The organism is Sphingopyxis sp. UBA6723 (assembly GCF_002454115.1).
Taxonomy (GTDB): Bacteria; Pseudomonadota; Alphaproteobacteria; order Sphingomonadales; family Sphingomonadaceae; genus Sphingopyxis.
In genome coordinates, this window is sequence record NZ_DKIH01000009.1 from 507060 (window position 1) to 518473 (window position 11414).

The 11414-nt window shown below is 64.0% G+C and carries 9 protein-coding genes; 2 read left to right on the forward strand and 7 right to left on the reverse strand.

Features of this window, described 5'->3' with window-relative positions; translation table 11 throughout:
• The first annotated feature begins 78 nt into the window (after window positions 1-78).
• Window positions 79-1227, forward strand: coding sequence for an alpha-hydroxy acid oxidase (locus tag B4F07_RS08480; RefSeq protein WP_293697583.1), 1149 nt, complete (start codon window positions 79-81; stop codon window positions 1225-1227).
• 102 nt (window positions 1228-1329) lie between these two features.
• Here B4F07_RS08480 and creD read toward each other — a convergent pair whose 3' ends face one another.
• The gene (creD, locus tag B4F07_RS08485; RefSeq protein WP_293697585.1) at window positions 1330-2814 is read right to left on the reverse strand and encodes a cell envelope integrity protein CreD; all 1485 of its coding nucleotides are present in this window, start codon (window positions 2812-2814) and stop codon (window positions 1330-1332) included.
• Window positions 2815-2979: 165 nt separating this feature from the next.
• Window positions 2980-3729 carry a TorF family putative porin gene (locus B4F07_RS08490; protein ID WP_293697587.1) on the reverse strand — a complete coding sequence of 250 codons (750 nt, stop codon included), beginning with the start codon at window positions 3727-3729 and terminating at the stop codon, window positions 2980-2982.
• A 263-nt stretch (window positions 3730-3992) separates the two neighbouring features.
• Between B4F07_RS08490 and ispG the strand changes: the two genes are divergently transcribed.
• Window positions 3993-5144: a flavodoxin-dependent (E)-4-hydroxy-3-methylbut-2-enyl-diphosphate synthase gene (ispG, locus tag B4F07_RS08495; protein ID WP_293697589.1), complete on the forward strand. Its 1152-nt coding sequence runs from the start codon at window positions 3993-3995 to the stop codon at window positions 5142-5144.
• A 162-nt stretch (window positions 5145-5306) separates the two neighbouring features.
• On the opposite strand, the gene pip is transcribed toward ispG, so the two are convergent.
• The 5 genes from pip to truB form a co-directional block, all read right to left on the reverse strand.
• Complete coding sequence (pip, locus tag B4F07_RS08500) at window positions 5307-6401, reverse strand: prolyl aminopeptidase (protein ID WP_293697591.1); 1095 nt, start codon at window positions 6399-6401, stop codon at window positions 5307-5309.
• Between the two features lie 96 nt (window positions 6402-6497).
• A complete protein-coding gene (locus B4F07_RS08505) occupies window positions 6498-7583 on the reverse strand; it encodes an endonuclease/exonuclease/phosphatase family protein (protein WP_293697593.1) in 1086 nt (361 codons plus the stop codon).
• A gap of 118 nt (window positions 7584-7701) precedes the next feature.
• Window positions 7702-10035 carry a polyribonucleotide nucleotidyltransferase gene (pnp, locus tag B4F07_RS08510; RefSeq protein WP_293697595.1) on the reverse strand — a complete coding sequence of 778 codons (2334 nt, stop codon included), beginning with the start codon at window positions 10033-10035 and terminating at the stop codon, window positions 7702-7704.
• A 191-nt stretch (window positions 10036-10226) separates the two neighbouring features.
• On the reverse strand, window positions 10227-10496 hold the full coding sequence (gene rpsO, locus B4F07_RS08515; RefSeq protein ID WP_293697597.1) for a 30S ribosomal protein S15: 270 nt from the start codon (window positions 10494-10496) through the stop codon (window positions 10227-10229).
• 26 nt (window positions 10497-10522) lie between these two features.
• On the reverse strand, window positions 10523-11414 hold an 892-nt coding region (truB, locus tag B4F07_RS08520; RefSeq protein WP_349681320.1), incomplete at its 5' end, for a tRNA pseudouridine(55) synthase TruB.

The window sequence follows — 11414 nt, forward strand, 5'->3', positions numbered from 1 at the left end:
AGCGAAGTCGAGACACGCTGCGTTCGTGCACGCCTTCGCGTGTCTCGACTTCGCTCGACACGAACGGATAAGCGGGAAATGAAACTCACCGACTGCCACAATATCGACGACTTCCGCGCCCTCGCGAAGCGCCGCCTGCCCTGGCCGGTGTTCGACTATATCGACGGCGCTGCCGACGACGAAGTCACCCGCCGCCGCAATCGCGCTGCGTTCGACGATTGCGACCTGATCCCGCGCGTCCTTGCCGGGGTCGAAAGCGTCGACATGCGCACTAGGCTGTTCGGGCGCGAAATGGCGATGCCGTTGTTCCTGTCGCCGACCGCGCTCCAGCGTCTGTTCCATTGGCAGGGCGAGCGCGCCGCCCTCCGCGCCGCCGCCAAAGCCGGAACGATGGCGGGTATTTCCAGCCTCGCGACGATCAGCCTCGCCGAAGCCGGCGCGCTGACCGACGGCCCCAAGCTGTTCCAGCTCTATGTCCACAAGGACGAAGGGCTGAACCGCGCAATGCTGGAGGCGGCGCGCGCCGCGAAATTCGACGCGGTCGCGCTCACCGTCGATACGATCGTCGGCGGCAACCGCGAACGCTGCCTCCGATCAGGCTTCACCTCGCCGCCGCGCTTCACGCCGGGCAATATGCTGAGTTATGCAGCCAAACCCGGCTGGGGGCTCAACTATGTGCTGCGCGAAAAGTTCAGCCTGCCCAACCTCGCGACGCATGTGTCCGAGGGTTCGAGCGTCCCCAAATCGGTCGCCGACTATTTCACCTCGATGCTCGACCAGAGCCTCGACTGGCAGCGCGCCGAGGCGATCCGCAAGCAGTGGGACGGCCCCTTCTGCCTGAAAGGCATCGTCGCGGTCGAGGATGCGCGGCGCGCGGTCGAGATCGGCGCCACCGCGATCATGGTATCGAACCACGGCGGGCGCCAACTCGACGGCAGTCGCGCACCCTTCGACGCGCTGGCCGAGATCGTCGATGCGGTCGGCGACAAGATCGAGGTGATCTGCGACGGCGGCATCACCCGCGGCACGCATGTGCTCAAAGCGCTGTCGGTCGGCGCCAAGGCCTGCTCGGGCGGCCGCCTTTACCTCTACGCGCTCGCCGCGGCGGGCGAGGATGGCGTGGCGCGCGCCATCGCGCTGCTGCGCGCCGAGATGGAGCGCGGCATGAAATTGATGGGAGCCAAGACGCTCACCGATCTGTCGCGCGACAACCTGCGCTGGCGGTAAAATGCGATGCGCCCCTGCGAAGGCAGGGGCCCATCACCTGTCGGCGTTAGCTTGAACCGGCCGGTGATGGGTCCCCGCCTACGCGGGGACACACCGGTCTTTTTACGCTGGCGTGGGCACCTCATCCTTCTTGCCCAGCCCGCTCCAGTCGATGCTCCGCGTCATGTACATCACCCCGGCGAGGGCAAAGAACATCAGCACCGAACCGATGAGCAATGAATAAGCCTCCAGGTTCAGCAGCACATAAAGCAGCGCATACAGCCCGACGAGCATCGCGGCCAGAAAGCGCGCCCGCTTCCAGCTTTTCAGCACCGCGGCGCTATAGAACGCCAGCAGCCCGATGATCGCCGCCGACGCCAGCATATAAGCGAAGGTGAAGCCGATCACCTCGGCAAAGGCGAGCAGCAGCACGAAGAACAGCACCAGCGCGATGCCGGTCAGCAGATATTCGGCGGGCGCGACCCGCGCCCCCGCGATGATGTCGAACATCAGGAACGCGACAAAGGTAAAGCCGATGAACAGGAAGCCGTATTTGATCGCACGATCGACCTGACTGTACAGGTCGACGGGTTCGATCAGGCTGATCGCCACCGCTTTGGCGGTCCCGCCCGACGCTTCACCCGCGCTGCCATCGCTTGGCGCCGAAACGGCTACCGCCTCGACATAGGCATCGCGCGGGCCATAGTTGGTCGTCACTGGCGGCGACAGATCGCCGGTCAGCACCTGCGCCTGCCCGAGCGCCAGGTTCGGCACCGCATAGGTCGCCGTGAAGCCACTTGCCGTCACGCTGCGCTTCGCGGGCAGGAAATCGCCGCCAAAGCTCGGGTTCGGCCAGCTCGATTTCACCGTCCAGCGCGTATCGACGCCGCGCGGGATCAGCTTGAAATCGCCCAGCCCGCGCACCCCGATCTTGTAATCGACCTTCAGCGGCGCCGCGGCGCTCCAGTCCACGAACGCGAACGTCCCCGAATTGCCAGTCGAGAGGAGGCCTTTGCCGGGCTGTAGCGGCAGCGGCGTGCCGTTGACCGCCACGCTGTTGCCATCGACCAGCCCGCGCGCGTCGCTGACGCCCAGCCGCACTTCGGCGCGGTCGAGCATCAGCGCCTCGCGCGCAACGCCGAACCGAGCGATGTCGGCGGGCAGCACGAAATCGGCGCTGCCGGCAATCTGGCTTTCGTAAACGACGGTCTCGTAAATCGCCTTTTTGCGCTTTTCGGGTTTGATGACGACATCGGCCGCATTGGCTTGCGGCGACAGATAGAGGTTGCGGATCGTGTTGACCGTCCGCGTCACATCCTTGCCATTTTCGGTCACCGTCGTCGTTTCGGTCGCGCGATAGGGGATGACGATCACCGGTCCGGCGATCGTCTGTTGCCCGCCCCAACCCTGGCCGATCGACGCCTGCGCCGTTTCGGCCTGCTGCTGGCGATCCCACAGCAGGCCATAGATCATCAGCAGCGGGACCATCAGCGCCACCGCGATCAACACCGCGATGGCCAGCTTGACGCCCGGACTACGCTCGCTGCGCGCGGGCGGATTCGACGACGATACGGGGGGAACAGAAACGCTCTGAGAAGCTTGAGTCATGGGGGGAACACTCTCGCTGTTTCAATTGGTCGATGGATTTGCACGGTTCATCGACACGGTCAAGCGTGATGCGATGAGGCGCCCGCTGAAGCCATGCGCACGAAAAAGGGGGCGGCCTCCCCCGAAGCCGCCCCCTTAACGCGTGGTCGCTGACCCGCTAGGCGATCAGAACGACAAGCCCAGCGTAAAGACCACGGTTGGATCGAACAGGGTATCGACCGCGCCGATGCCCGACTTTTTGATATCGGTATCGATATATTGCACGGTGAAGGTCGCGGGACCGGCGGCGAACGAGGCGCCGACCATCCAGTCGAGATAATTGCCGCCAGGCGCCAGTGCGCCCAGCGAGCCATCGGTGTAACCAAGCGCGGCATTCAGCGTGACCGGAGTGTCGGGGATACCGTAGCCAAGGCCAAGGTTGAGATAGATATTGTCATCGCTGCCCAGCGAATTCTGATCGGGGGCATAGGCGACCATGCCGGTCGCCGAAACCGGGCCGATGTCGTGCGACAGCTTGCCGATGATTTCGACATAATCGCTGGGGCCGGCGAAATCCTGGTTGCCGGGATAGACATAATAGGTGGCGCCGATATCGACCGTCGTACCCGGCGCAATCTCGGTCGCGAAACCGGCATAAAGGTCGAGCTCATATTTGCCGTACAGCGGGCTGTCGGGCAGGGTCGAACCCCAGACACCGGCATAGAAACCGCTCTCGTGGCTCACGGTCACGGTCGATTGAAGCGCGACCTTTTCATTCGACAGCGAAATACCGCGGAAGCGATAGTCCGACACGACCGAAATGCCGCCCGAAAGCGAGACCGGGCCGCTGGCTTCTTCTTCCTGAGCGAAGGCAGGCGTCGACATTGCGGACGCGGCGAGCAGCATGCCGAAACACGCTTTGGTAAGAAACTTCATGGGTGATCCCCCTAATAAAAACAACGGATCGTCCCGGCCTGCTGTACGCTGTCCACGCCTCTTCGTGCGGGCCTGTGACGACGAACGGCTTCGAAATTGCCGATTTTGCTGCAATGCACAAACAAAAATTGCGCGCGGTGCGGATTCCGCGCCAGAGTGTGTCTTTCGCGCAACAGCGGTGCGGATGACGCTTGCGCTTTGCCAAGCGCCCGCCGGACGGCTAAAGAGCGGCGCATCCTCCCTTCTCGATCGAGCCCGAACCCATGAGCGATCACAATCCCGGCCTGCGCCCCTGGCGCGACATTGCCCGGCGCAGCAGCCGTCAGATCATGGTCGGCAACGTCCCGGTCGGCGGCGGCGCCCCGATCACGGTGCAGACGATGACCAACACGCTGACCAGCGATCCGGTCGCGACGATCGACCAGATCCGCCGCTGTGAGGAAGCAGGTGCCGACCTGATCCGCGTGTCGTGTCCCGACACCGATTCGACCGCCGCCTTGGGCAAGATCGTCCGCGCCGCGCGCATCCCGATCATCGCCGACATCCATTTCCACTATAAGCGGGCATTGGAAGCCGCCGATGCGGGTGCGGCCTGTCTGCGCATCAACCCCGGCAACATCGGCTCGTCCGAGCGCGTCGGCGAAGTCGTCCGCGCGGCAAAAGCGAACGGCTGTGCGATCCGCATCGGGGTCAACGCGGGCAGCCTTGAAAAAGACCTGCTCGAAAAATATGGCGAACCCTGCCCTGAGGCGCTGGTCGAAAGCGCGCTTGACCATATCAAGCTGCTGCAGGATCATGATTTTCACGAGTATAAGGTTGCGGTGAAGGCCAGCGACGTCTTCCTCGCGGTTGCGGCCTACGCGCAGCTCGCCGATGCGGTCGATTGTCCTCTGCACCTCGGCATCACCGAAGCAGGCGGCCTGATCGGCGGCACCGTCAAATCGGCGCTCGGCATCGGCAATCTGCTCTGGGCCGGAATCGGCGATACAATCCGCGTGTCGCTCTCGGCCGAACCCGAGGAAGAAGTGCGCGTTGGTTACGAAATCCTGAAATCCCTGGGCCTCAGAACCCGCGGCGTCCGTGTCGTCAGCTGCCCCAGCTGCGCGCGGCAAGGCTTCGACGTCATCCGCACCGTGCAAGCGCTTGAAGAAGCGCTCGGCCACATCAAGACCCCGATGTCGCTCTCAGTGCTCGGCTGCGTCGTCAACGGCCCCGGCGAAGCCCGCGAAACCGACATCGGCATCACCGGCGGCGGCAATGGCAAGCATATGGTCTATCTGTCAGGGGTCACCGACCATCATGTCGCCGACGCCGACATGATCAGCCATATCGTCAAGCTGGTTGAAGCCAAGGCCGCCGAGATCGACGCGGGCAGCGCGGTCAGCATGGACGTGACGCACGGCAAGGCGGCGTAGGCGCGGTTAAGCGGCTAAAGCGGTCAGCATTAAATATGAGCCGTTTGCCCTGAGCTTGTCGAAGGGCCGCTCTTTCTTTTGACGCCGCAAGAAGAAGAACGGTGCTTCGACAAGCTCAGCACGAACGGATTGGGAGATGATGCGGATTTAACGCACGACACGCTATGCGCGTACTAGCGGTGCCAACCCATCCATCACCGCGGTCAGCGCCAGCGCATTTTCGCGCTCCATCGCGCTATGCCCGGCATTGGTGACGACATAGCTTAGCGGCTCGCCCCCCGCCGCGCGGAGCGCCGCGACCAGCCGCGACGCCTGCGTCAACGGACAAACCTCGTCGAAGCGGCCGTGGACGATGTGGATCGGGATCGCCGCGAGCGTAGCGATATTGTCGAAGAAATGCCCCGCTGGCAGGAACAGCTGGTTGGCGAAATAATGCGCCTCGATCTGCGCAAAACACAGCGCGAAATCAGCCTCGCCGAACTTGCCGGTGTCGGCGGCTTCGGGGATCATGTTCGAAATCACCCCCTCCCACAGCGACCAGGTCACCGCCGCTTCCATTTGCCGCGCCTTTTCCGCCGCGCTGGCCGGCACCATGTCGAAAATCGCCTTGTACGACGCCATGACGTCGCCGCGCTCGGCGGGGGTCAGGACGTTCAGCAGCGCCGACCACTCATCGGGATATTTGATATAAGCCCCCGGCGCGGTCAGACCATAAGGGTCGGCTTCCCAAGTCGCGGCATTGCCCTGATACAGATAGTCGAGATCTTCCCTCGCGCCCAAAAAGATGCCGCGCAGGATCAGGCTGGCGCAATGCGCCGGGTGCGCAATCGCATAGGCCATTGCCAGCGTGCTGCCCCAACTGCCGCCGAACACATGCATCGGCCCGGTGATACCGAGATGGTCGCGCAGTTTCTCGATATCGCCGATCAGATCGGCGGTGGTGTTTTTAGACAGCGCCGCCCCCGGTCCCGCCGACGCGACATTGGGCTCGCTTTTGCCGCACCCGCGCTGGTCGAACAGGATGACACGATAGCGCCCAGGATCGAAAAAGCGGGCCATCGCCGGGGCGCAAGCGCCGCCGGGGCCGCCGTGCAGGAACATCACCGGCTCGCCCGCCGGGTTGCCATATTCTTCCCAGTAAATGCGGTGCGCGGGTTCGCGATCAACCTCCAGCCAGCCGAAGTTCAGGCAGGGCGGCTGGGGATAGACCCAATCGTCGCCGATCTTGCTGCTCGCCTGAAGCCGGGAAAAATCCATCGCCGCTGTCCTCGCTGGTATCGATAGGGGATGCACTCGCTTAACCGCCGCAGCGATCATGTCCACCCGGCAGTTCTCGTGATGCCGCGCGCCGCGTCAACAGGCCGGCGCCGCCGCGGCCATCCCCACCGGCCAGCGCAGTTCGTACGTCACCATAAACCCGTCGTGGTCCGACAAACGCGGGCCGCTGGCGCCGCCGTCGAATACCGCCTCGACGCGGATGGGCCGCACCGCTAGCTGTTCGCCGTTCGCAAAGAATTGGAGGTCCTGCGTGTCCATCCACGGCGCGTCGCCATCCCACGACATCCGCACATCGCATCCCGAACCGGGATCGACGCAGTGTTCGTGCACCAGCGTCAACGGATGGTGCGCGGAAAATTCGGCCCATCGCCCCTCTGCATGGCGCATGTTGAAATCGCCGCCGAAAATCAGCGGCACAGCGACGTTTTCAGTCGCCGCGATGAACGCCGATGCGATCTCGGCTTGCCGTGCATGGGCCTCGCCATTGCGCCGGTCGGAAACCCGCGATGCCCGGCGCGCGTTCATATGGGTGTTATAGACGTCGATCGGCGTCGGCACGCCCGGTACGGCAATTCGCGCCAGCATGACCCCTTTATTCGACAGGCAATCAAAGCCCGCGCAGGCGCGCCGACCATAGGCGGCGGCAGCGCTCTCGACGATCGGAAAGCGTGACGCGATAGCGAGCCCGCCGCCAAGCAGCTTTATGCCGAGCTCGCCCTTCAACGGTTTGGCATTGCCCGTCATCGGGTCGCCCCCCCTGACAAAGGCCGGTGTCGTGCGCCGCGGTCCCGGCGCGATCGCCGGATAGCCCGACGCGGCCACCGCGCGCTTGGCAGCGCCGCTGAACATCTCCTGAAACAGGATGATGTCCGCGCCGCTGCCGTCCGCGCGCGCCGCGTTCAGCCGTTCGCCGATTTCGCGAAGTTCGCGCGCCCGCCCCTTGCGCGCCGGCCAGCCCAGCCCCTCCAGATTATAGGTTAGCACCGACAAGCGCGCGCTCGCTTCGCGGCCATCCGCCGAATGCGCGACCGCGGCAGGCGGCGCCGCATCGCACGCCATCACGCGCAGCGGCGGCGCCGTCCCACAGGCGCCCAGCGCCAGCGCGGCGGCGCCGATCCACATCATGCCGATCGGACGCGCGGATGACGGGTCATGGCTCATGACAGGATCATAACCCGTCGCCGCCGACGCGTCACCGGCAATTGGACCGCACCCACACACCCATGAAAAAAGGGGCCGCCTCTCGGCAGCCCCTTTCCTGTTTCGATAAACCGAAGGCTTAGTCCTTCAGGAAGTCCGGCACATGGCCCTGATCTTCCGGACCTTCGTTGCGTTCGCGACGCGGGCCACGATCGCCACCGCCGTCACGGCGCGGGCCACGATCACCGCCGCCATCACGGCGCGGACCACGGTCACCGCGGCCGCCACCGTCGCCGCGCGGGCCACGATCGCCGCCGTCACGACGCGGGCCGCGCGGACCACGGTCGCCGCCTTCACGCGGCGGACGGGTGTCTTCCAGCTCGGCGCCGGTTTCCTGATCGACGACGCGCATCGACAGGCGCACCTTGCCGCGCTGGTCGATCTCGAGCACCTTGACCTTGACTTCCTGACCCTCGCTCAGGACGTCGGCGACCTTCTCGACGCGCTCGTTGGCGATTTCGGACACATGGACGAGACCGTCCTTGCCGCCCATGAAATTCACGAATGCGCCGAAATCGACCAGGTTGACGACCTTGCCGTCATAGATTTTGCCAACTTCGGCTTCTTCGACGATGCCCGAAATCCACTTGCGTGCAGCTTCGATCTGCGCCGGATCGCTCGACGAGATCTTGATCAGACCTTCGTCGTCGATGTCGACCTTGGCGCCGGTGGTGGCGACGATCTCGCGGATCACCTTGCCGCCGGTGCCGATGATGTCGCGGATCTTCGCCTTGTCGATCTGCATCGTTTCGATACGCGGCGCATAATCGGACAGCTCGGTGCGGGCTTCGCCCAGCGCCTTCGCCATTTCGCCCAGAATGTGCGCGCGGCCTTCCTTGGCCTGGTTCAGCGCGGCTTCGAATATCTCGCGCGTGATGCCCGCGATCTTGATGTCCATCTGCATCGTGGTGATGCCTTCGGACGTCCCCGCCACCTTGAAATCCATGTCGCCGAGGTGATCTTCATCACCCAGGATGTCCGACAGGATCGCGAAATCCTTGCCTTCGAGGATCAGGCCCATCGCGATGCCCGAAACCGGGCGCTTGATCGGCACGCCGGCGTCCATCATCGCGAGCGAACCGCCGCATACCGACGCCATCGACGACGAGCCGTTCGACTCGGTGATGTCGCTGGTGATGCGGATCGTGTAGGGGAACTCGTCCTTCGTCGGCAGCACCGCGTGCAGCGCACGCCATGCCAGCTTGCCATGTCCGATGTCGCGGCGGCTGGGCGCCCCGAAGCGGCCGACTTCGCCGACCGAATAGGGCGGGAAGTTATAGTGCAGCATGAAGTTCGAATACGACAGGCCATTCAGGCCGTCGATCATCTGCTCGCTGTCCTTGGTGCCCAAGGTACAGGTCGCGATCGTCTGCGTCTCGCCGCGCGTGAACAGCGCCGAGCCGTGCGCGCGGGGCAGGAAGTGCGTTTCGGCGACGATCGGACGAATCTGCGTCGTCGTGCGGCCGTCGATGCGTTTGCCGTCCTTCAGGATGGCGCCGCGAACGATTTCGGCTTCCAGCTTCTTCATCAGCTTGCCGGCGGCCATCTGGTCCTGCGGTGCGGCGTCGGCAAAAGCTTCCTTGGCCTTGGCGCGGGCTTCGTTCAGCGCGTTCGAGCGGGCCGATTTGTCGGTCAGCTTGTACGCGGCGGCGATGTCCTTGCCGATCAGCTTCTTCAGCTTGTCCTTGGCGGCCGACAGATCGCTCTGCTCGGCCATGTCCCAGGGATCCTTGGCAGCCTGTTCGGCCAGCTTCACGATCGCCTTGACGACATCCTTACACGCATCATGCGCGAACAGGACGGCGCCGAGCATGATCTCTTCCGACAGCTCATTGGCTTCGGATTCAACCATCATCACCGCGTCGTAGGTCGCGGCAACGACAAGATCGAGGTCGCCTTCGGCAACCTGCGCGTCGGTCGGGTTCAGGATATATTCGCCGTCGACATAGCCGACGCGTGCAGCGCCGATCGGGCCCATGAAGGGCACGCCCGAAATGGTGAGCGCAGCCGAGGCGGCAACCATCGCGAGGATATCGGGTTCGTTATGGCCATCATAGCTCAGAACCTGGGCAATGACGTTGATTTCGTTGTAGAAACCCTCGGGGAACAGCGGACGGATCGGACGATCGGTCAGACGCGAAACCAGGGTTTCCTTTTCGGTCGCGCCGCGTTCGCGCTTGAAGAAGCCGCCGGGGATGCGGCCTGCGCCCGAGTATTTTTCCTGATAATGGACGGTGAGCGGGAAGAAGTCCTGCCCTTCCTTGACCGTCTTGGCGGCGGTGACCGCGGCCAGGACCATCGTTTCGCCGAGCGTCGCGACAACCGCGCCATCGGCTTGACGGGCAACCTTGCCCGTTTCGAGGGTCAGCGTTTCACCGCCCCACTCGATCGATACTTTTTTCACGTCAAACATGGAGTTTCCTTCGCCCGCCTGGCCCAATGCCGGGCGGGGCCTCTGATTCCGGGTAATCCGACCCGGGGCGGTGCGGGGCGTCTGTGGCCCCAATGGCGGCCCCGCCGGATGCGGGGCGGCCCTGTGGTCCGGCGAATTTGCGCGGAGCCAATATGACAGCGGCCCCGGAAAACCGGGGCCGCCAGAAATTCTTACTTACGCAGACCCAGCTTCGCGATCAGTGCCTGATAGCGGGCCTCGTCCTTCTTTTTCAGATAGTCGAGGAGGCTGCGACGCTTGTTGACCATCATCAGCAGGCCGCGGCGGCTGTGATTGTCCTTGTGGTTGGCCTTGAAGTGACCGGTCAGGTTATTGATGCGGTCGGTCAGGATTGCGACCTGCACTTCCGGCGAACCGGTGTCGCCCTTGCTGCGGGCGTTTTCGGTGATGACTTCGGTTTTGCGCTCGGCGGTAATCGACATAATTTCATTTCCTCGAACATCATGGCTTAAAGATTGAAGCCGCGCACGACCTTCAGCGTTCCCGCCAAAGCCTCGATCAGGGCGATCGGACGATTTTGATCGTCCCGTCCCCAATAGAGCCCGTCATCCGTAGCTACCCCGGTCCAGACACGACCCTGACGGATCGCCCCTGCCGCTTCCGGGGAAAGGTTCAGAGCCGGGATGTCGACCAGCCCTGCCTCGAGCGGCAGAATGACTTCTGATTGCGCGGCGCCTTGGCCGAATGCGTTGAGTTTGTCCAGCGAAATCGCCTGTTCCAGATCGAACGGCCCGGCCTTCGTGCGGCGCAGCATCGTGACATGCCCGACGGTGCCGACGGCATGCGCGATGTCGCGCGCAAGCGAGCGGATATAGGTGCCTTTGGAGACGTGGGCGACGAGGGTGATGGAGTCGAGCCGCTCCTCTTCGTCCTCGTCACCCCGGACTTGATCCGGGGTCCATTCCGCCGGCGCTGCCATGGATGCCGGATCAAGTCCGGCATGACGAAGCGAGAAAATGGTCACCGACCGCGCCTTCATCTCGACCGCCTCACCCTTGCGCGCCAGATCATAAGCCCGCTGGCCGTCGATCTTGATCGCCGAGTAAGCGGGCGGCACCTGCTCGATCGCCCCGGTAAAGCGCGGCAACACCGCCTCGACCTCAGCGAGCGTGGGCCGCACATCGCTGCTGGCAACAACTTCGCCCTCGGCATCAAGCCCGTCGGTCTCGGTCCCGAACGCGATCGTAAACGCATAGATTTTGCTCGCATCGAGCATCCGCCCGCACAACTTCGTCGCCTCGCCCAGCGCGATCGGCAAAACCCCCGACGCCAGCGGGTCGAGCGTCCCGCCATGGCCGACCTTGACCTTGCCCAGCCCCGCCTCGCGGCACACGCGCTTG